A 21190-nucleotide genomic window follows, 5' to 3' on the forward strand; every position below is an offset into this window, starting at 1 on the left:
AGAGGTGCGGCTAATATGCAACGCAGCTTGGATACGGGGCGCACGGGCGATGCCGGCTCAAACGAAAAAGGCCGAGCAACGCCCGGCCTTTTGCTTAGAATTTTCAGTTGCTTAGAACTTGATCTTGATACCGCCGGAAATTGCCGTGACCAGATCGTTGCCGAAGTCATAGCTGTCATCGGTGCCCGCGATATAGCCGTTCTCGCCAGCCAACTCCCCTGAATGGCCGCTGGTCAGCACACCGACCGCACCTGCCAGACGAACCTCGATATTCGGCCTGGGCGTATAGGCAACGCCACCACCCAGCGTCCAGGTATCGGTCTGTGCACCATAGCCATGCGACGTGCCACGATCCCAGGAAAGCTGCCCAGCGGCACTCCACTGATCATTGAACTTGTGACCGATACCGCCCGTGACAGTCCAGCCATCACGATACATCAGGTCGAGTGAAGTTAGTTGGCCCAGACCATTCGTGACGCAGAATGAGGAGGGTGTACCCTGGGCACAGATCGGAACGCTTTGCAGGACGCTCCAATTGACCCACTTGATCGAACCGAAAGCGAGCCAGCCAGGTGCGATGCCCGACTGCAGTTTCAATTCGAGCGAATCCGGCATTGACTCCGTCGCACCATAAATCGGTACAGAGACGACGCCGCCGATGTTCAGAGTACCAGAGATATTGTCGAGCTTCACTTGCGAATTGTAGACAAGGCTGGCGCGCAGCGCGATATCTGGAATTTCATAAGCGACGCCCGCACGCCAGCCCCAGCCATCGGCCTCCAGATCGACACGACCGACCATCGTGCCGAAGCCAATATCTGTGTAGTTCTCCTTGAAGCCATAGATCTTCTGGTAGAAAACACCGCCTATGAACCGAAGCTGGCCTTTGCCGGCGTCCATCTTGTAGGAGCAGGTAGCCGCGTAGTTGTCGCTCTTGATGTCGGTTTCGATATTCGAAAACGCGCCGTTCCACGCATTTCCCGGCGCGGTATGTGCACCCCAGGGCTGCGAATAATCGACCATGCAATCCACGCCTTGCACGACCTGGACCTTGGCTCCAATGCGTGGAACCCAATAGCCCTCGGCTCCGTCGGCCGAGGTGCCCAAACCGAGATCGGCTCCGCCCGGGCCGCGCGCATTCTTGTACTTGCGGTCCGGCATCACATAGGTCGCTTCCGCTTCGGTCGCGAACGGAGCCGGATCAAACAACAGGTCGATATCGTAGCCAGCACGCTCCAGGCCGCCGGCATGTGCCGGGTTCATCGCCGTCCCGATCAAAGCCAGCGAAAAGCAGCCCGCCCCAAGCAGCGCTTTCAGTCGCAGAATAGTCATGAAATGTCCTCCCCGAATTCGAGTGCATCAAGCTAGAACCAATTCGGGTTAACGGTGCAACAACGAATTCAAGAGCGTACATGTACACATTCGCCAGGCGCATTTTCGAGGAAATGCAACCGGATGCGGCAAGGCCGAAAACGGTCCGTGATGGCGGATCTGCTTCCAAAAAACAGAGGAAACCCATCCAAAAAGGTTCGAAAACAGCGTTTTTTGCGGTCCGGGAGCCCCATTGTTACATTATGGCAACAATGGGGCTAAAACTTCCGTTTACGTCAAAATTAACGCAACGGCATGCTGATTTTCGAGGCGGAAAACCAGCAGTTTAGAGAGGGCTAAAGTCTCGCGAATCTATCCTTAGCCGGCGTCGCGAACCCTGGCCAACGCGACTGACAGCTTGCCCTGCGCATCGCGGTATTCGGCGAGCTTTTCACGCTCGGCATCGACGATCTCGGCCGGCGCGCTGGCGACGAACCTTTCGTTCGACAGTTTCTTGTGCAGGCGCGCGATCTCCTCGGTCACCTTGGCCAGTTCCTTCTGCAGCCGTGCCGCCTCGGCGGCGAGGTCGATCAGGCTGCCAAGCGGCAGGCAGACCGTCGCCTCATTGAGCACGATCTGCGCCGAGCCCTTGGGCGCGACATCGGCAAGCGAGATGTCGCCGACCCGCGCCAGCCGCTTGATCGCCGAATCCTCGCGAACGAGGCGCTCGCGTGTCACATTATTGGCGCCGACCACGACGAGCGGTGCAATGGCTGCCGGCGGCACGTTCATCTCCGAACGCACGGAGCGAATGCCGGAGACGAGTTCGACCAGCCAATTGATGTCCGCTGCGGCCTCGGCGTCTTCGAAATCCGGTGACGGCCATGCCGCATGACACAGCAGCGAGAGGCGTTGCTTGCCTTCGCCAGCGGTCTGCGCCCACAGTTCTTCGGTCATGAACGGCATCATCGGGTGCAGCAGCTTATAGATCTCATCCAGCACGAAGGCGACGCAGGCGCGGCTTTCGGCCTTGGCCGCCTCGTCGGCGCCCATGAACACCGGCTTCAGCAATTCCAGATACCAGTCGCAGAACAGGTTCCAGACGAAGCGGTAGGCGGCACCCGCCGCCTCGTTGAAGCGGTATGAGGTGATGCCGTCCGTGATTTCGCGCGCCGCGCGCGTCAGTTCGGTCAGGATCCAGCGGTTGACCGCCAGCTTCGCGTCATTCAGCCAGAACTCGTCATTGCGCGCGACCTCGTTCATTTCGGCGAAGCGCGTGGCGTTCCACAGCTTGGTGCCGAAATTGCGATAGCCGGCGATGCGCGCCGGGTCGAGCTTCACGTCGCGGCCTTGCGCCGCCATCACCGTCAGGGTGAAGCGCAGCGCATCGGCCCCGTATTCGTCGATCAGGTCGAGGGGGTCGACGACGTTGCCTTTCGACTTCGACATCTTCTGCCCGTTCTTGTCGCGCACCAACGCGTGCATGTAGACGGTGTGGAACGGCTCCTCGTCCATGAAGTGCAGGCCCATCATCATCATACGGGCAACCCAGAAGAAGATGAGGTCGAAGCCGGTCACCAGCACGTCGGTCTGGTAGTAGGTCTTCAGCTCCGGCGTCTCATCAGGCCATCCCAATGTCGAGAACGGCCACAGCGCCGACGAAAACCAGGTGTCGAGTACATCCTCGTCGCGGGTCAGGATCTCGCCCGGCTGGAAATTCTCCAACTTGTCCTCGACCCAGCCCTTCCAGGGTCCTTCCAGAGCCAGGTAGTATTCGATCGCGGCGCCGAGCGCCTCTTCCTCGGTCTTCTCGACGAAGACGCGCCCATCCGGCCCGTACCATGCCGGGATCTGATGACCCCACCACAGTTGGCGTGAGATGCACCAGGGTTCGATATTTTCCATCCACTGGAAATAAGTCTTTTCCCAATTCCCGGGTATGATCTTGGTGCGCCCCTCGCGCACCGAAGCGATCGCTGGCTTGGCCAGTTCCGCCGCATTGGCATACCATTGCTCGGTCAGGAACGGCTCGATCGGCACGCCCCCGCGATCGCCATGCGGGACGGCGTGGCGATGCGGCTCGACCTTTTCGAGGAAGCCGCCCTCTTCCATCAGCTCGACGATCTTCTTGCGCGCGACGAAGCGGTCGAGGCCGTCGAGTTCGTCCCAGACAATTTGGCGCTCCGGCGTCACCTCGAGGCCGGCAAGGAAATCCTCATTATCCCTGAGACTTACCGCCGCCTCCGTGGTCAGGATGCTGATCGCCGGCAGCTTGTGGCGCTTGCCGACCTCGAAGTCATTGAAATCGTGCGCGGGCGTGATCTTGACCGCGCCCGAACCCTTTTCCGGATCGGAGTACTCGTCCGCCACCACAGGAATCCTGCGACCGACGATCGGCAGGACGATGTTCTTGCCGACCAGATGCCGGAAGCGCTCGTCGTCAGGGTGCACGGCGACGGCCGTATCGCCCAGCATCGTCTCCGGGCGCGTCGTCGCCACGGTGATGAAGGTTGTTGGGTTTTCCGGGTCGAAGACCTGGCCCTCTACGGGGTAGCGGAAGTGCCAGAGATTGCCGTTGACCTCCTGCTGCTCGACCTCGAGATCGGAGATCGCGGTGAGCAGCTTGGGATCCCAGTTCACAAGGCGCTTATCCTTGTAGATCAGCCCTTCCTTGTAGAGCGTGACGAACACTTCGAGCACGGCCTTGGACAGGCCTTCGTCCATGGTGAAGCGTTCGCGTGACCAATCGGCCGAGGCGCCGAGCCGCTTTAACTGGTTGAAGATCGCGCCGCCGGATTCGGCCTTCCACTCCCACACTTTCTCGATGAACTGCTCGCGGGTCAGGTCGCGGCGATGGATCTGCTTTTCCATCAGCTGCCGCTCGACCACCATCTGCGTGGCGATACCGGCATGGTCCATGCCCGGCTGCCACAGGACATTCTTGCCGCGCATGCGCTCGAAGCGCACCAGTATATCCTGCAGCGTGTTGTTGAGCGCGTGTCCCATATGCAGCGAGCCGGTGACGTTCGGCGGCGGGATGACGATGGTGAAGGCTTCCGCCCCCTCCTCGGCCCCGGCACCGGCGCGAAACGCGTCGGCCTCTTCCCAGACTTTGGCGATCTTCGGCTCGACGGTTTTGGCGTCGTAGGTCTTTTCAAGCATGGGAAAATGGTCCGCGCTGTCGGGAGTTTTGCTGGTCCGCTGTAAATCGGAAGGCTTTGACCAAGTCAACCGCAAGGGCTGTCTCGGACCCTCACAACCAGATAGGCGCGGCCTTGGTCATTTCAACGGAAAGCGATCCGTCGTCCTGCCAACAAGCTGACCTCACCAAAGGAAACGGCGCCACGAGGGCGCCGCTTCCTTTGGTGATCGGCATGGGGAACTACTGCGCCCCGCGCGCCACGCGCTCGATCTCCTCGCGCACCAGCCTTTCGACCAGTGTCGGCAGATTGTTGTCGAGCCAATCCTGCAGCATCGGCCGCAGCATCTCTTCGGCCATTTCGTCGAATGTCTTCTTGCTGCGGCTGGCAAACGCGTCGGAAAGCTCGCCAAAGGCAGCCGCGACCTGCCGGCCGGTGTGCTCGGAAACGATCGCCGGACGCGGCGCGTCGCTGGCCGCCACCGGTCGCACCACGCTTGCATCCGGACGAGACGGCTCGACGGCTGCTTTCGCGGTCGGTTCGTCACTTGGAGTCTCCACGGACGGCTGGGCAGCGGTCTTGGGGGCTTCGCTCCGGTCCGACACCGCCCTCGCCTGCTCACCGACCGCGGCGATCTCGCGACGCCAATCGGCGATGGAAGCGTCGGCGACAGGACGCGATCCCGGCGCTTCAACCGTGATTGGCTCGGCGGCGACGCGGGCGCTGACCTCGGCAAGTGTCATCGATGGCTTTGCCGGGCCGGGATCGGGGCGCACCGGCGTTTCCATGCGTGCGGCCACCGGCTCGGCCGCCGGCAACTGTGCCTGGACTTCCGCCAGCGTGACCGGCTTCCTGCCGTCGGGGGCGGCATGCAGGTCGGCACGGAATGCTTCCACGTCGGGGGCTGCATAGGCGCTCGACGCGCGCTCCAGATCCTGGCTCAACTCATCGGCGTCGCCCGGCTGCTTGCGGCCGCCGTCGCTGTCCTCGATGATCCGCCTGATGGAAGCCAGTATCTCTTCCATGGAAGGTTCGCGCTGTGCGCTGCTTGCCGTTGCCATCGTCACATCCGCCGCCCTTGTGACCCCTGTTGGGTTTTCCGATCCGGCAGAGCCGGATCGAATCATGGCGACAGCGTAACCGACGGATCGCCGCACGAGAATCCCCAATCTGGGGACTTGTGGGATTTCAACAGATTAGCGCGATCTGAACCCGAGAGCGCAGTACGAAAGATCCTGCTCAAACGAGGAGCACGGCCAGTCCTGGCCGAACGCTTCAGCGGCCGTCCGGCGTGCGCAGGCCGTACCACTTGTCCTTGACCGCGTTGTAATGCTCTTCAGGCTTGTATTTCGCTACCTGCAAGCCAAGGCGGTCGACGGACAGACGGCCGGTCGCCTGCAGGATGGCGTAGCTCGCCACCACCACATCATGTTCGTAACCGGCCTGGTTGATCTGGGCGGTGATGACCGTCGCCTGCGCGTTGAGGACGTCGAGCGTGGTGCGCTGGCCGACATTGCGCTCTTCGATGACACCGTTCAGTGCCAGCTTCGCGGCCTCGATCACCTGCCTGTTGGCCGTCAGCTGCTGCTGCGCGGCGGTGTACTCGGTCCAGGCGGCGGTGACGGCCTGGCGCACCTGGTCGCGGCTGACGTCGACCTGGATGCGGGCCTGGCTGAGCGATTCCTTGTCCTGGCGCACGATCGCCGAGGTGCGGCCACCCGAATAGATCGGGATGGTCAGCGTTGCCCCGACACTGGCCGAATTGGTCGTGCCATCCTGCGAACCGACGCCCGGCAAAGGCGAGGTATTGCGATAGGCGCTCGAAACGCCGGCGGAAGCCGACAGCTGCGGCAACAGCGCGCCTTCGGCCGACTTCACCGAAAACGCGGCCGCGTCGACCAGATGCTGCGTGGCAAGGATGGCCGGATGCTCGTTCGAGGCCACCCCGACGGCGGCGGCGAGGCTCGACGGCAACAGCTTTGCCACCGGCGAAGCGCCCTTGAGCTTGCCCGGCTCGTCGCCGACGATCTGGCGGTAGATCGCCGCACTTGCCAGCGCCTGCGCCCGGGCGGCACTCAGCGATGCCACGGCGGCGGCCCGCGAAGCATCGGCCTGGGCGACATCGGTGCGCGTGCCTTCGCCAACTTCGAAACGCGAACGCGCCGCGCGCGCCGTTTCGGTCAGGAACTGAAGGTTCTGCTCAGTCAGCACGGCGACCTGCCGGTCGCGAATCACGTTCATATAGGCTTGGGCCGCGCTGAACAGGATACCCTCTTCGGTGTTGCGCAGGCTTTCGACGGAAGCGCGGACCTGCGCTTCGGCGGCAGCGACATTGTTCCTGGTCTGAAAGCCATCGAACAGCATCTGGTTTATCTGGACGCCAAAATTTCCGGTGGTCAGCCTCACGCTTGAATTGGTGCCATTGAGATGGCTGCTCGAATAATCAATATCCGCCGAGCCGGTGACAATCGGGCGGTAGCCCGACTTGGCGATGGCGACACCCTCGTCGGTGACACGAACGCCGGCGCGGGATGCATTCAGCGAAGAATTGTACTGATAGGCCTTTGCAAGCGCGCCGGAGATGCTTTCGGCTGAAGCCGCCAGTGGGGACAGCATGGTCGCCGAAACGAGGACGGCGGTGAAAAGTGACTTGCGTAAAGACGGCACGGTTAAACCCTCATTCGTTTTCCATGGGAACCGCGCCGCGCCTGCTTCTCTCATAGATCAGCCGGCGCCGCGTGTTCGATGTTCCCTGCTGCTCACCCCAAAGTGCCCCCAGTCTGGGATCCGCAGCGATCGTTCAAATGCAAGCGACCATGACACAGCCTCTCCTGCAAGGCCAAATCATTCAGAATTCGAAAGCACGAATGCGTTCAAACCCCGGTAGTGGCTTAATTGCCGCATTAAATGCACGTCTTCCGGTTACAACCCCCCCGGCCTTGAAAAAGAGACGGGCCACGCCGGAATTGCCCTGCCCTTCGACGGCGACAAGGCGGCCGCCTTCGGCGAGTTGGTCCAGCAGCGCCACCGGCACTTCCGCGACGCTGCCACCGACGAAGATGACGTTATAAGGCGCCTTAGCGGCATGCCCCTGCGGCAACGCGCCCTGGACGACGGTCACATTGCCGCAGCCCAGCGACGAAAGCGTCGATCTGGCGGTTTCCGCCAGCGCCGAATCACTTTCGAGCGCCACCACGGACCTGGCCAGTCGCGACAGGATGGCCGAGGCGTAGCCGGTTCCGCAACCGACATCGAGCGCCGAATCGGTCGGGTTGATCTCCGCCAGCTGGATAAGCTTGGCCAACGGCGATGCTTCCATCAGGTAGCGCGCGCCGTCCGCGCCGGCGGCAATGCGGATGTCCTCGTCGATATAGGCCAGATCGCGCTGGGCGGCGCCGACAAACATCTCTCTTGGGACGACAAGCATTGCATCGAGCAGCGGCGCGCTGGTCACATCGGTGGTGCGGACCTGGCCGTCGACCATCTTGACGCGTAGTTCGGAGAAATCAGCGCTCATGTCCCAACCAATCCGCTTGCCGCGCCAGAACCGCGGTCCATTGTGTCAGGAACTTCAGGCCCCTGCGCTGCCGCGCGGGGGCCCGGGCATTGGAGGCCTCGCCCGGAATCGAACCGGGGTGCAAGGATTTGCAGTCCTCTGCGTAACCACTCCGCCACGAGGCCTCATTGCTCCCGGCGTTCCACCCGGTTCCAATAGGTTGCGGCGAAAATGACGTCAAGCGGCCACCGTGCATTCCGAACGGTTTCCTCGCGTCAGTCCGGACGGCACCCGGCAAATCGTCGGATCGGGCCTGACCGCTCCATTAGCGGACAATTAAGCATAGCCTGCCCGGAGAAGAAACTCATCGGCGGCCGTGCGTTGGACATGGCAGGAGGAAGAGCCATGCACCGGACAGTGGCAGCAAATACAAGTGCCTCGTCCGGCCTGTCCCTGCCACAATGCGGAGAGCCTCTGCATTACGCAATCGACCGTCTGTCCATCGAAGGTGCGGACAGCCTGTCGCCGCATGACAGGGCAAGGCTTGCCTCGGCCGCGGCGATTCTCAAGCAGATCCGTGAGGCGCTGGAAGAGCACGCCGCCCGCTGAACACCCGCCTTGCGCTATCGGCGGTCAATCGGGCCGGCGACGCCGTTCCCACCAGACGACAAAGCGACGCCGGTGACGGCGAACCATGGCGAATTCATAGGACAGCACCAGCAATCCGAGCGGAACCATCCAGAAGCCGAGGATCGGCAGGAAACCGAGGACGCCGCCAACGGTCAGCAGGATGCCGATCGTGATTCTGAGCCCGCGCGAGCGCGGCATTTTGAACTCGCGCCCGAAAACGGAGATTTTCCGCGCCGGCATCTGGTTGTCTTGTGCTGTCATCGTCTCGAAAGATTGACCCGTTTGATTGTTCGCAAGCATGCTTGAACCAAAGCAGCCGCCGCGCTTTCGGTTCCATATCCCCGCCAAGACGGCTAATATGAGGGCTTCCTTCGACGATTGCGAGAAACGCCTGCGCGAAAAAGCCTCGGAAAAATGTGAAAAGCTTCTTTGCAAAGCCGAAAAGGGCAGCTATAGGCTGCGCCACTCACATAAGAGCATCCGTTCCCCGGTAGCTCAGTGGTAGAGCAACCGGCTGTTAACCGGTTGGTCGCTGGTTCGAATCCGGCCCGGGGAGCCAATCTTTTCAAAGCCTTGAGACGGTCAGGTCGCCCATAGGGGCTGATCTATGGCATGTCTGCAAAATCGCGGTCAGCAGGTTGATTCTCAACTTGACCTGGCCCCGCTGTCCAGCGCCGTCGATGACGCCGCGGCATCGGGACGGTTCGCGGGAGCAGGCATAAGGCCTTGCTTCGATCTCGGCGATCTCATCTCTTGTCGCCGTTCGGGTTGGGTGCCGGTGCCTCTCGCACATCTCGCGGTGGCGGGTCGACATGCTTAAGCTCTGGCGGGACTTCTTTGTCCCGGCGTTGCACAGGTATCTTCTCCGGTGCGGGCTTCGATGGTGGCTCTTTGATCTTGCTCGGCATAATCGAGTTAACCGCCCTGCCGGTCTCTTGTTCCGTAGCGAGCAGAAAACCTGAATGCGTGGGGAACCGGGAACATCGAAGAGCGTTTTCTCGCATGCTGAAGAAGATCGCCCTCGCCGCCGTGCTGGTCCAGGTTGCCGCGTTTTCGGCTCTCATCACCCAGACGGTCCTCTTCGCGTCCACGGCCACACAGGCCGCCGACGCGAAGCCCGGCGACGCAGTCGCCGTCACCATTGAGAACGAACGGGACAAGGCGGCGCAACCTATTGTTGCCGGCCAATGTCCAACGCGGCTTGTGGCGAGCAAGGTCTTCACGAGGAACGTAATTACGGCGCAACAATAGCTCGCCATCGATGCCGGCCATCCGTCGATCCCCCCAATTTAAGTCAGGCAATGTGCTTGAAAGCACAATGATTCCTGTTACTTGCGACGTAGGGCGAGTGCGTTTGGGTTGGGCAAGAATTAGTATGATTTCATCGAATATGGAATGCCCGCGCTGTCATGGCAGCGGCAGGGTTTTCGACTGCTCCAAGTGGTATGCGTCAAACGGGCACTGCTGCCCGCAGGGAACCCATCGGGGTGGCTGCCCTGGAAAGACGGGCGCCTGCGCGGAATGCGACGGCCTGGGGACGATGGCGGAGCCTCCGCTGAGAGCCGTGGCGTAATCTGCGAGAGCCGCGCATGCCGCTGATGACGGCGCGGAGGCGCCCGAACGAGCATATTTTACTCTGTTGGTGTTTCTACGGGTGGTGCGGTCAAAACCGTGATGTCCATCCTGGCGATCTTGGATGCCGCGCGGCCTTGCGCGCCAGCATCCATATCGCCGCCTGCGGCAACCATGATTTTGGCCAGATGTCCCACGGCGTCCGCGCTGCGGCCCGGCGAAAATCCTTCCCCGGTTTGCGGCTTCCCCACTGCCGTTTGTTTTTCCGGGACATGCGGATGTTGACTTACGATAGCGGAAACCATTGAACCTCCTGTGGCGACGCTTCGAACATTATATTAGCGTTGACTGTTGCGAGGCTGACCTAGCCAGTCGCCAAAAACCGCACCAGGGAGTTCGAACAAAAGATCGAGCCGCCCCGCTACAAGGTGAACTGGTAGGGCAGCTCACCGACGATGCAGGCCCAGCCGTCCTGGTAGCGCCGCCCCTTTTATCAAGGCTAAGCGGTAATCCCACCGCGACCTGACCTTGTGTCCATCCAAGGGAACTGAGCAAGCGGGTCCTGCATGATCTTGACGGATCTTGCGAAGCCGGCGACGGCATCGCGCGCCACCGTCAGCGGAACCTGGCCGTCGTAAGCACGCTGGCAGGCTCGAAAGGCCGTTTCGAAAATCGGACCCCGCCTTTCCCTTGGCCACTCGTCAAAGAAGTCAAAGGCGTCGTCGAGGCACCCTATTTCTTGAATGAACTCGCCATTCTTGACCAGGACCGGTTGGTCGAACGTCCTGTCACTCATGTAATCCTCCATTCGGCACGGTGGGTTGTTGCTGGTTCGGGTCATCATGCGATTGCATGCTCCGGCTCGGCCAACATGCCGCCACCTCCACGCCCAGGCGGTACCGTTGCAATGGCCGGGATTGGCGGCGGATCATCGTCGTCATCTCGCCAGGGGTGCCGCATCCAACCGAGGCGGCTCTTCCTGCGGCGCCGGTCGAAAGACGGGCTGACGGTGCCCGGCATCTTTGAAATACGCGGTTCCCGCCCGGATTCGTCCAGGAGGTGGAGGGCGCGAAGTATGTCGCTGACTTCCACGATGGCGCCGTTGTCCAATTGCCGCAACGCGGGATTGTCAGGAACCGCATGAACGTCGGAAGCCCAGAAAGCGAGCAAAGCCCGCTTTGCGCCGATTGTCATCGTCTCCTCGTTCAGGACGTCATCTGGCGTCCGCAACTCAGCGGATTCCGCGGCAAGATTTTTCGGTTCGGGTTGGTAAAAACTGTAAGCTTCGGTTCTCATCTCCATTCTCCGCGAGCTGTGCCTCCCGGCCGAACCGGGAGGCGGACCGTAGATCTAGGTTCCAGGGAATCAGGCGACCTCGCGCTGAGGCTCCGCATCGGAATCGATCAACTGCTTCTTGCCGGGTTGCTCGAGCGAAACCGCCTTGGCTTCGGACCCTATCTCAATGCGCCGAGGCTTGAGTTCCTTGGGCACTTCGCGGATCAGGTCCACCGACAGCAAGCCATTCTCGAGGTTGGCCGCCTTGACCTTTACGTGATCGGCAAGTTTGAACACCTGCTTGAAGTTGCCCGTCGCCAAGCCGCGATGAAGGACCTCCCGATTTTCCTGGTCGGGTTTCCTTTGGCCGATGACAGACAATTCGGGGCCGTTCTGTATGAGTTCGACTTCATCGAGAGCGAAGCCGGCGATAGCCATCGTAATGCGATAGTCGTTCTCGCCAATCTTCTCGATATTGTAGGGAGGCCAGTCGGAGCGCCCGCTTTTCTCGAGCATATCGAAGAGACGGTCGAAGCCGACCGTTGTGCGGTAAAGAGGGGTATAATCAAAGCTTCTCATAGCCATATCCTCCGTGAAGCAACATGGGTTACGAGGCTGTCGCAGCGCCGCTGCGACGCCAATATGTCGAGCCGAAGCCTCGACGGAAAACGATCTGGTAATCGTGTTTTTTTCCGTCAAGAGGGGCGTAAAAAATTTTCTGGCCGGCAGGCAGATCCAGCGAGCCATGCTCTTCGGCGGGGAATTCCGCCACACCGTACGAGGTCCGCTGAAGCGGGTGCCCAAGGCGCTGCCTTGCGTGCTGGCGGTCACTGCGCGATGTTGGCGGCGGGGTGGAGCGAATCATGCGAAAAATTTTGATGTCCGGACTGCTGCTCGCGGTGGCCTTTTCCGCGAACCCGGCCCACGCGCTGGACAGCAGCGGCACGCCTGTCGTCGTGACCCCTCTTGCGTCGCGCACGACGACCGCGTCCGGCCAGCCGATCACGCTGCCGCAGAAGAACGTGCAGGTGCTGGTCTCGAGCTACGACATCGCGTCGGGCGCGACCTTGCCGGTCCACAGGCACCCCTTTCCGCGCTACGCCTATGTCCAGGCCGGCACGCTGAAGGTCACCAATGTCGAGACCGGCATCAGCAACACCTACAAGGCTGGCGATTTCATCATCGAAATGATCGGCCAGTGGCATCAGGCCACCAATATCGGTGATGTCGAGGTGAAGCTTCTGGTGATCGATCAGGTCGAGCAAGGCGCCAAGAATACGGAATTGCGCCAATAACCGCGAAGTCTGTGCCCGAAGGCGGAAGGCTGTTCGCGCTTTCGCAGCAGCCGGCCCGGTGCTAGGGCTGGCCGGGAAATCATGGACTGGATCGCCCCTTGACCAAAGCTCTCCGCCTGCCGCTGATCGAAATCTGTGTCGAAGGCATTGACGGCCTGCTCGCGGCGCGAGCCGCTGGCGCCGACCGGGTCGAATTATGCGCCAGCCTCATCGAAGGCGGCATCACGCCGAGCCTCGGCACGGTCCGCGCCGCCATCGAGCAGGCAAGCGTGCCGTTTCACGTCATGGTGCGGCCGCGCGGCGGCGATTTTCTCTACAGTGAGACCGAATACGCCTCGATGCTGGCCGATGTCTCGGCACTGCGCGAACTCGGCGTGCCCGGCGTGGTGTTTGGCTGCCTGAACGCCGATGGCACCATGGATGAGGCGCGCATGAGCGAACTGACACAAGCCGCTGGCCCCTTGAACGTCACCTGCCATCGCGCCTTCGACATGACGCGCGATCCGGCCGAGGCGCTCGAATCGCTGATCCGCAGCAAGGTCGGCCGCGTGCTGACCAGCGGCCAGCGTGACACTGCCGTCGAAGGCTTGCCGCTGTTGGCGGATCTGGTGCGGCAGGCCGGTGACCGCATCGTCATTCTCGGCTGCGGCGGCCTGGATTTGCACAACATTGCCGAAGTGCGCAGCAAGACCGGCCTGTCCGAAATGCATTTTGCCGCCCTCAAGGATGTGCCGAGTGCCATGGACTACCGCAATCCCCATGTCGGCATGGGTGGCTCCGATCTCGATCGCGAGTATCGTAACACGCTCACCGACACACCACTGGTGGCGGCAACGATCGCGGCGGCGAAGGCATGACCTCGACCCCTGTCCCGATAGCCCGTGTAGCGGCCGCAGACGAAGCGGCGATCCTGGCGCTCAACAACGAGCATGCCGCCGAACTGTCGTGGCTGGAGGCTGAGCGGCTGTCCTTCCTGCTTGGCGAAGCATTCTATGCGCGCCGCATCGGCAATCTCGAAGCCTTCATCATGACCTTCGACCAGGACGCCCGCTACGACAGCCCGAATTTCCTGTGGTTCCGCGAGCGCTATGAGCGGTTCGTCTATGTCGACCGCGTCGTCGTGGCGGCGCATGCGCGCGGCCGCGGCCATGCCCGCCGCCTCTATCAGGATCTGTTCGGCCATGTTGAGCGCGCCGGCTACAATCTGGTCACCTGCGAAGTCAACACCGACCCGCCGAACCCCGCCTCGGATGCCTTTCACGCCGCCCTTGGCTTCACTGAGGCCGGCGACGCCGTCATCCATGGCGGCAAGAAAGCGGTCCGCTATTACATCAGACGAACCTCCGTCTGAGGCCAGGCGGATCGAACTGAAGACAGGGCTACTGGAACAAGGCTGTCGCACTCACCAGCGTCATCCAGAACCCCCAGACCAACGGGATGCCGACCAGCAGCCAGGCCAGCGTCAGTTTGATCGAATTGCCGTTGTCTTGCGCCATGGTCGGTCTCCTCAGAGCATGATCCCGAAATTGGGCTCCGGTTTCGGAAAAGATCATGCTCAAACAATACGATAGAGCCCATCCCGATTCTATCGGGATGGAACTGGCTCTAAGCCACCGCTGGTTCGGTCTTCATGTGGAAGCGCGCATTGATCGGCCGCATCATCAGGTTGAGCAGGAGGCCGATGACCAGCAGGCCGGCCATGATGTACATGGTGACCGTGTAGGCGTCGGCCTTCGCCACGCCGCTGTCGATCTGGTACTGCCTGATATAATTCACCAGCACCGGGCCAAGCACGCCCGCCACCGACCACGCGGTCAGCAATCGGCCGTGGATGGCGCCGACGTAACGCACGCCGAAGACGTCGCGCAGGTAGGCGGGAATGGTGGCGAAGCCGCCGCCATACATGCTGAGGATGATCCCGTAGAACAGCACGAACAGGAAGACGCTGCCGGTCTGGCCGGTCCAAGGCACCGCCGCATAGAGGACGACGCCCAGCGCGAAGAAGATGGCATAGGTTGTCTTGCGGCCGATATAATCGCTGGTCGAGGCCCAGAAGAAGCGGCCGAGCATGTTAAAGATCGACAACAGGCCGACGAAACCGGCGGCAGCGGCCGGCGAGATGCGTCCCGGGAACATCTCCTGGCTCATGGCCGAGGCTTGCCCGAGCACGCCGATGCCTGCCGTCACGTTGAGGCACAGCACACCCCATAGCAGCCAGAACTGCGGCGTCTTCAACGCATCGTCGAGATGGACATTGGACGTCGTCACCATCGCATTCTGTGCCGCTGGCGGCGCCCATCCGGCGGGCCGCCAGCCCTCCGGCGGCACCCTGACGATAACAGCCCCAATCAGCATGAAGACGAAATAGACGATGCCCAGCACGAGGAAGGTTTCAGCGACGCCGATATGCTCAGGCGTCGAAAACAGCTTCATCAGATAAACCGACAGCGGCGAGGCGATGAAGGCGCCGCCGCCGAAGCCCATGATCGCCATGCCGGTTGCCATGCCCGGCCGGTCCGGAAACCAGGTGATCAGCGTCTTGACCGGCGAGATGTAGCCGAGGCCGAGACCGATGCCGCCCAGCACGCCGTAGCCGAGATAGATGATCCACAACTGGTGCAGATAGACGCCGAGCGCCGAGACAATGAAGCCGCCACCGAAACAGCAGGCAGAAGCGACCATGGCTTTGCGCGGCCCGACACGATCCAGCCAGCCGCCGCCGAACGCCGCCGCAATGCCCAGGAACAGGATCGCGATCGAGAAAATCCAGCCAAGGCCGGTCAGCTTCCAGTCGTCGGGCGCCGAGTCGGTGATGCCGACCAACTTCGACATCGGCAGGTTGAAAACGCTGAACGCATAGGCCTGGCCGATGCAAAGGTGTATGCAGAGCGCCGCTGGCGGCACCATCCACCTGCTGAAGCCAGGTTCGGCGACGGTGCGTGAGCGGTCGAGCCAGCCGCCCGCCCTCTCCCCGGTCGTGTCCATTCCATCCTCCCAGATGCGTCTTCGAACCATCTTCTCAGATGTGTCCTGCGAACAAACTAGGAGGGTGAGCCGGTGAGGCAATAAGGAATGCCCGTCATAAGACCAATGTCTAATGAGACTGGCCTATATCGAAAGCAGGTCATTACTTTCCAAAAAATTATATTAGAGATAATTAATTGATTGTCTGCTTATGAAGCGCGATCCACTCCACCTGCACTCGCGATCATCTGGCCGGGCACGACGGCATTCACCAGTTGCGGTTGAGCCATTCGCGCGCCGGGCGCTCGATGAGGTAGTAGCTGCAGAGCGCGCAGGCAAAAACGCCGGCCAGCATCGGGATCGGCGCGCTGCCTTGTTCATAGACGAATTTGTAGAACGGCTGCTGCCACAGATAGAGCGAGTACGACCACAGGCCCAGCGTCGCCATCGGCCAGGAGGACAGCAATCCGGAAAAATACCGTGGGCTGAAATCGAGTGCGTTGACGGCCAGCGCCAGCAGCGGCACCGCGAAGAGATAGTGGATCGGCGTCGGCACCTGATCCAGGAACAGGACAACGGCACAGAACGTTGCCACCAGGGCCACATGCTTGCCTCTCAAAAACGCAGGCAGCCTGCCATCGGCCTTGAGCAGGCAGATCGAAGCCGACAGCAGGATCGACGCGATGTGCACGTCGGTGCGCCAATAAGTGGTTTCGTAGTCCATCCCGAAGACCCAGTACGAAACCGCGCCATTGGCCATGGCCAGCAAGGCCAGCGCCAGGAGCAGCACGACCACGCGAGAGCGACTTGAGACGATGACGCTGATCAGCGCCAGGATGATGTAGGCGTGCTCCTCGATGCAGAGCGACCAGATATGGTCGAGCGCCCCTGCCCGCGTCAGGAGAATGCCGGCATAGTTGTAGGTGAATGTCAGCGCCGTCAGCGCCGCCTTCCATTTGAAGGCGATGAACGTGCCGGCCAGCGCGATCATCGCGACGACTACGAAGACCAGAAGAGCTGGATAGATGCGGGAGAAGCGGCGTTTGAAGAATTTTTTCAGCGGGTAGCGTTCGATGAACAGGATCTCGCCCATCAGCCGGCCGCTGAGCACGAAGAAGAATTCGACGCCCAGCACGCCAAGATTGATTCCCGGAACCGGAAAGAAATGGCCGATCAGCACCAGCGCGATCGAAAGGCCGCGCCAGCCGTCGAGATAGGCCAGTCTTGTTCTGGTTGATCTGTCGGCGGCGGATCGGGACGGAACGACATGCGTCGCGGAAATGTCGGTCATGCCGATCCTCTCGCAATAGGTATGCGAAGGGTACGACGGTACATTTCGAACCCAGCTCGCATTCCCGCCCAAATCCATATTGCAGTGCAATATGGATTTGTGCAAGTGCGAGATTGCCGCCGGTGCAGTTCCAGGTGAAGTGTCGGCGGAAGAAATTGCTCAGGCAAACGATTGGTGCGGGGGGCGATTCCATCAAAATTGGACAACTACAGGTCGTCCCAAAAAGGAAAAGGGGCCGCATGACCCCTTCTCCCGTGTTCACAACTGACCGTATCAGGCGTTGGCGGCAGCCACCGCGCGCTTGGCCATCACCGCGATCAGATTGGCGCGATAGTCGGCCGAGGCATGGATGTCGGTCATCAAATTCTTCGCCGGCACTTTTACCCCTTCGAGTGCCGAGGCCGCGAAGTTCCCGGCCAATGCTGCCTCGATCTCCTTCGAACGAAAAACGCCGTCGTCGCCGGCACCGGTGACGGCGACGCTGACGCCATCCTTGCCCTTGGCCACGAACACGCCGACGATGGCGTAGCGCGATGCCGGATTGCGGAATTTTTCATAGGCCGCCTTGGCCGGCGCGGTGAAGGTGACGGCGGTGACGATTTCGCCATCCTTCAACGACGTTTCGAACAGGCCTTTGAAGAATTTGTCGGCTGATATCTGGCGCTTGTTGGTGATGATGGTGGCGCCCAGCGCCAGCAGCGCCGCCGGATAATCGGCCGCCGGATCGTTGTTGGCGATCGAGCCGCCGATCGTCCCCTTGTGGCGCACCGCCGGATCACCGATCAGCGATGCCAGATGAGAAAGCGCCGGACAGACCTTCTTCAGCTTCTCGTCATTGGCAACAGCGTGATGCGTGGTGGCGGCGCCGATGGCGACGGTCTTGCCCGACACCGTGACGCCCTGCAGCTCCGTGATCCGCGACAGGTCGACAAGGTCGGACGGCGCGGCAAGCCGCGTCTTCATCGCCGGGATCAGCGTCATGCCGCCCGAAAGCAGCTTGGCGTCGCCGGTCTTGATCAGCTTGGCGGCATCGGCGACCGAGGCGGCGCGGTGATAGTTGACTGCGTACATTTGTCTTTCTCCCCTGGGTGAAAGAGCGAACAGGAAGTAGCGAACATCGCGTTCTCCCCCTATTCGCTACTCCCTATTCGCCATTCGCGTTCAATGTTTCGTCGCGCGGATCGCGGCCCACACGGTGGACGGCGAAGCCGGCATGGCAAGATCGTTGCTGCCGATGGCATCGGTGATGGCGTTGATCACCGCCGGCGGTGAGCCGATGGCGCCGGCCTCGCCGCAGCCCTTGATCCCCAACGGATTGCCCGGGCAAGGCGTGTTCGAGGTCGAGACCTTGAACGACGGCAGATCGCCGGCGCGCGGCATGGTGTAATCCATGTAGCTCGCGGTCAGCAATTGTCCGCTGTTGTCGTAATAGGCGCCTTCGAGCAGTGCCTGGCCAATGCCTTGCGCCAGCCCGCCATGCACCTGGCCCTCGACGATCATCGGGTTGATGATGTTGCCGAAATCGTCAGCGGCGACGAACTGGACGATCTCGGTGACGCCGGTTTCCGGGTCGACCTCAACCTCGCAGATATAGCAGCCCGCCGGGAAGGTGAAATTCGACGGATCGTAGAACGCCGTCTCCTTGAGCCCGGGCTCCATGCCGCCCGGCAGGTTGTGGGCAGTGTAGGCGGCCAGCGCCATCTGGAACCACGGCACGTTCTTGTCGGTGCCGGCCACCTTCAGCGCGCCGTTCTCGATGATGATGTCGCCTTCGTCGGCCTCGAGCAGGTGCGCCGCGATCTTCTTGGCCTTGGCCTCGACCTTGTCGAGCGCCTTGACGATGGCCGACATGCCGACCGCACCCGAGCGCGAGCCATAGGTGCCCATGCCCATCTGCACCTTGTCGGTGTCGCCATGGACGATCGAGACCGAATCGAGCGGCACGCCGAAGCGCTCATTGACCAGTTGCGCGAAGGTCGTCTCATGGCCCTGGCCGTGGCTGTGAGAGCCGGTCAGCACCTCGATCGTACCGACCGCGTTGACGCGCACTTCCGCCGATTCCCAAAGGCCGACACCGGCGCCGAGCGAGCCGACGGCCGCAGACGGCGCGATGCCGCAGGCCTCGATGTAGCAGCTCATGCCGATGCCGCGCAGCAACCCCTTGTTGGCGGCGGCGGCCTTGCGCTTGGCGAAGCCGGCATAATCCGACGCCTGCATTGCCGCATCGAGCGAAGCGGCATAGTCGCCGGCGTCATAGCACATGATGACCGGCGTCTGATGCGGAAACGCTGTGACGAAGTTCTTGCGCCGCAGCTCAGCCGGCGAAACGCCGAACTGGCGGGCCGCCGTCTCCATCATGCGCTCCATGACGAAGGTCGCTTCCGGCCGCCCCGCCCCGCGATAGGCATCGACGGGCGCGGTGTTGGTGTAGATCGCCTTCACATTGGCGTGGATGGCCGGGATGTTGTACTGGCCCGACAGCAGCGTCGCATAGAGATAGGTCGGCGTCGCCGATGAAAACAGCGACATATAGGCGCCAAGATTGGCTTGGGTTTCCACCTTCAGGCCGAGGATCCTGTGGTCCTTGTCGAAGGCCATTTCAGCATGGGTGTGATGGTCGCGGCCATGCGCGTCGGTCAGAAAACTTTCGGTCCGGTCGGCCACCCATTTGACCGGCACGCCGGTCTTCTTTGACGCCCACAGGCAGACGATCTCTTCGGGATAGATGTAGATCTTCGAGCCGAAGCCGCCGCCGACATCGGGCGCGATCACGCGCAGCTTGTTTTCCGGCGCGACATTGTAGAAGGCGCTCATCACCAGCCGCGCCACATGCGGATTCTGCGAGGTCGTCCAGCAGGTATAGTGATCCTCGGCCTTGTCGTAATGGCCAAGTGCGGCGCGCGGCTCCATGGCGTTGGGCACCAGCCGGTTGTTGATGATGTCCATCTTGACGACATGGGCCGCCTTCCCGAAGGCCGCCGCGGTGTCGTCGGCATTGCCGATGTCCCAGTCGAAGATCAGATTGTTGTCGGCTTCGGGGTGGATCTGCGGCGCACCCTTGTCCATCGCCTTGGAGGCATCGACGACGGCCTTCAACTCCTTGTAGGTGATCTCGACCGCCTCGGCGGCATCACGCGCCTGCCCCTTGGTCTCGGCGACGACGATGACGACGGCGTCGCCGACATAACGGACCCGGTCGAACGCCAGTGGCGACCATGCCCCCATCTTCATCGGCGAGCCGTCCTTGGAGTGGATCATCCAGCCACAGATGAGATTGCCGATGCCGTCGGCCTTGAGTTCCTTGCCGGTCAGCACGCCGATGACCCCGGGCATGCCCTGGGCCTTCTTCACATCGATCTTCTTGATCTGCGCATGCGCGTGCGGACTGCGCACGAACGCGGCGTGCTTCATGCCGGGAACCACCATGTCGTCGACATAGCGGCCGGCGCCCGTGATGAACCGTTTGTCTTCCTTGCGCGCGACCCGAGCGCCAACACCTTCAATGCCCATCAGAAATTCCTCCGGAATTTATGGGAGTAGGGCAGTAGGGGAGTAAGGGAGTAGGGAAAAAGAGGCCTCGTTGCGTTGGCCTTTTTGCCCTACTCCCCTACTGCCCTACTCCCTTATTCCCTTGCCTAAGCAGCTTGTTTCGCCTTACCCTTCGACCCCTTCATCGTCGTCGATGCGGCGAGGATCGCCTTGACGATGTTGTGGTAGCCGGTACAGCGGCAGATGTTGCCGTCGAGCTCGGCGCGCACCGTCGCCTCGTCGAGCCCTTCGGGGTGGCGGCTGATCATGTCGGTCGCCGTCATGATCATGCCCGGCGTGCAGAAGCCGCACTGCAGCCCGTGATGTTCCTTGAAGGCGGCCTGCACCGGATGCAGGTCGGCGCCATTGGCCAGGCCCTCGATCGTCAACACGGTGGAGCCGGAGGCCTGCACCGCAAGCATCGTACAGGATTTGACCGCCTTGCCATCAACGTGGACGACGCAGGCACCGCATTGCGAGGTGTCGCAACCGACATGCGTGCCGGTAAGACCGAGATTTTCCCGTAGGAAGTGAACCAGAAGTGTTCGGTCCTCGGCAGCACCGCTGACCCGCTTTCCGTTCACCATCAACGAAACGTCCGACATGGTCCCTCCCTGGGTATCAACCTTGGTATCCACGCTGCCGACGCGGTATTCGCGCTTCGGTGGTGCATTATTCGTACACCGCA

Annotated in this window: 21 protein-coding genes and 2 tRNA genes; 6 read left to right on the top strand and 17 right to left on the bottom strand. The window is 61.6% G+C overall.

What is annotated here, in order from left to right:
* Positions 1-111 precede the first annotated feature (111 nt).
* The 6 genes from NKH95_RS14885 to NKH95_RS14910 form a co-directional block, all read right to left on the bottom strand.
* A complete protein-coding gene (locus tag NKH95_RS14885) occupies positions 112-1332 on the bottom strand; it encodes an OmpP1/FadL family transporter (RefSeq protein WP_128304005.1) in 1221 nt (406 codons plus the stop codon).
* A gap of 357 nt (positions 1333-1689) precedes the next feature.
* A complete protein-coding gene (locus NKH95_RS14890) occupies positions 1690-4473 on the bottom strand; it encodes a valine--tRNA ligase (RefSeq protein WP_128304004.1) in 2784 nt (927 codons plus the stop codon).
* A gap of 220 nt (positions 4474-4693) precedes the next feature.
* A complete protein-coding gene (locus NKH95_RS14895) occupies positions 4694-5512 on the bottom strand; it encodes a PopZ family protein (RefSeq protein ID WP_128304003.1) in 819 nt (272 codons plus the stop codon).
* A 214-nt stretch (positions 5513-5726) separates the two neighbouring features.
* Positions 5727-7118, bottom strand: coding sequence for a TolC family outer membrane protein (locus tag NKH95_RS14900; protein WP_023812204.1), 1392 nt, complete (start codon positions 7116-7118; stop codon positions 5727-5729).
* 181 nt (positions 7119-7299) lie between these two features.
* Positions 7300-7968: a protein-L-isoaspartate O-methyltransferase family protein gene (locus tag NKH95_RS14905; RefSeq protein WP_023812205.1), complete on the bottom strand. Its 669-nt coding sequence runs from the start codon at positions 7966-7968 to the stop codon at positions 7300-7302.
* Positions 7969-8058: 90 nt separating this feature from the next.
* Positions 8059-8132 (bottom strand) — tRNA-Cys (locus NKH95_RS14910).
* Between the two features lie 220 nt (positions 8133-8352).
* On the opposite strand from NKH95_RS14910, the gene NKH95_RS14915 reads away from it, so the two are divergent.
* Positions 8353-8556, top strand: a complete 204-nt coding sequence (locus NKH95_RS14915) for a hypothetical protein (RefSeq protein ID WP_128304002.1) — start codon at positions 8353-8355, stop codon at positions 8554-8556.
* A gap of 24 nt (positions 8557-8580) precedes the next feature.
* Here NKH95_RS14915 and NKH95_RS14920 read toward each other — a convergent pair whose 3' ends face one another.
* The gene (locus tag NKH95_RS14920; RefSeq protein WP_023812207.1) at positions 8581-8838 is read right to left on the bottom strand and encodes a hypothetical protein; all 258 of its coding nucleotides are present in this window, start codon (positions 8836-8838) and stop codon (positions 8581-8583) included.
* Positions 8839-9061: 223 nt separating this feature from the next.
* Between NKH95_RS14920 and NKH95_RS14925 the strand changes: the two genes are divergently transcribed.
* Both NKH95_RS14925 and NKH95_RS14930 read left to right on the top strand, forming a co-directional pair.
* Positions 9062-9136: transfer RNA gene (locus NKH95_RS14925), tRNA-Asn, on the top strand.
* Between the two features lie 443 nt (positions 9137-9579).
* Entirely contained in the window at positions 9580-9828 is a 249-nt protein-coding gene (locus NKH95_RS14930) for a hypothetical protein (RefSeq protein WP_023812208.1), read from the top strand.
* Positions 9829-10208: 380 nt separating this feature from the next.
* Here NKH95_RS14930 and NKH95_RS14935 read toward each other — a convergent pair whose 3' ends face one another.
* From NKH95_RS14935 to NKH95_RS14950, 4 genes are all read right to left on the bottom strand, one after another.
* Entirely contained in the window at positions 10209-10454 is a 246-nt protein-coding gene (locus NKH95_RS14935; RefSeq protein ID WP_352891894.1) for a hypothetical protein, read from the bottom strand.
* Positions 10455-10648: 194 nt separating this feature from the next.
* A complete protein-coding gene (locus NKH95_RS14940; protein WP_352891922.1) occupies positions 10649-10945 on the bottom strand; it encodes a DUF982 domain-containing protein in 297 nt (98 codons plus the stop codon).
* 44 nt (positions 10946-10989) lie between these two features.
* Positions 10990-11445 carry a hypothetical protein gene (locus NKH95_RS14945; protein WP_023812211.1) on the bottom strand — a complete coding sequence of 152 codons (456 nt, stop codon included), beginning with the start codon at positions 11443-11445 and terminating at the stop codon, positions 10990-10992.
* A 69-nt stretch (positions 11446-11514) separates the two neighbouring features.
* Positions 11515-12003 (bottom strand): Hsp20 family protein, encoded by a 489-nt coding sequence (locus NKH95_RS14950; RefSeq protein ID WP_352891924.1) that lies wholly within the window; start codon positions 12001-12003, stop codon positions 11515-11517.
* Between the two features lie 284 nt (positions 12004-12287).
* On the opposite strand from NKH95_RS14950, the gene NKH95_RS14955 reads away from it, so the two are divergent.
* The 3 genes from NKH95_RS14955 to NKH95_RS14965 all read left to right on the top strand — a co-directional run bounded on the left by NKH95_RS14955 (position 12288) and on the right by NKH95_RS14965 (position 14070).
* Positions 12288-12719 carry a cupin domain-containing protein gene (locus NKH95_RS14955; RefSeq protein WP_023812214.1) on the top strand — a complete coding sequence of 144 codons (432 nt, stop codon included), beginning with the start codon at positions 12288-12290 and terminating at the stop codon, positions 12717-12719.
* A 98-nt stretch (positions 12720-12817) separates the two neighbouring features.
* Entirely contained in the window at positions 12818-13576 is a 759-nt protein-coding gene (locus NKH95_RS14960; RefSeq protein ID WP_352891896.1) for a copper homeostasis protein CutC, read from the top strand.
* On the top strand, positions 13573-14070 hold the full coding sequence (locus NKH95_RS14965) for a GNAT family N-acetyltransferase (protein ID WP_128304001.1): 498 nt from the start codon (positions 13573-13575) through the stop codon (positions 14068-14070). Before NKH95_RS14960 ends, NKH95_RS14965 begins: the two co-directional genes overlap by 4 nt.
* Positions 14071-14098: 28 nt before the next feature.
* Here the strand turns inward: NKH95_RS14965 and NKH95_RS33455 are convergent, their stop codons facing one another.
* The 6 genes from NKH95_RS33455 to NKH95_RS14990 form a co-directional block, all read right to left on the bottom strand.
* A complete protein-coding gene (locus NKH95_RS33455; protein ID WP_128304000.1) occupies positions 14099-14215 on the bottom strand; it encodes an MFS transporter small subunit in 117 nt (38 codons plus the stop codon).
* Positions 14216-14324: 109 nt separating this feature from the next.
* Positions 14325-15704 (bottom strand): L-lactate MFS transporter, encoded by a 1380-nt coding sequence (locus NKH95_RS14970; protein WP_128303999.1) that lies wholly within the window; start codon positions 15702-15704, stop codon positions 14325-14327.
* A gap of 247 nt (positions 15705-15951) precedes the next feature.
* Complete coding sequence (locus NKH95_RS14975; RefSeq protein ID WP_023812219.1) at positions 15952-16974, bottom strand: acyltransferase family protein; 1023 nt, start codon at positions 16972-16974, stop codon at positions 15952-15954.
* Positions 16975-17247: 273 nt separating this feature from the next.
* On the bottom strand, positions 17248-18045 hold the full coding sequence (locus tag NKH95_RS14980) for an FAD binding domain-containing protein (protein WP_023812220.1): 798 nt from the start codon (positions 18043-18045) through the stop codon (positions 17248-17250).
* Between the two features lie 90 nt (positions 18046-18135).
* Positions 18136-20484, bottom strand: coding sequence for a xanthine dehydrogenase family protein molybdopterin-binding subunit (locus tag NKH95_RS14985; RefSeq protein ID WP_023812221.1), 2349 nt, complete (start codon positions 20482-20484; stop codon positions 18136-18138).
* 125 nt (positions 20485-20609) lie between these two features.
* Positions 20610-21107 (bottom strand): (2Fe-2S)-binding protein, encoded by a 498-nt coding sequence (locus NKH95_RS14990; protein ID WP_023812222.1) that lies wholly within the window; start codon positions 21105-21107, stop codon positions 20610-20612.
* Positions 21108-21190: the final 83 nt, after the last annotated feature.

Source organism: Mesorhizobium sp. M0848, assembly GCF_040319805.1.
Classification (GTDB): Bacteria; Pseudomonadota; Alphaproteobacteria; order Rhizobiales; family Rhizobiaceae; genus Mesorhizobium.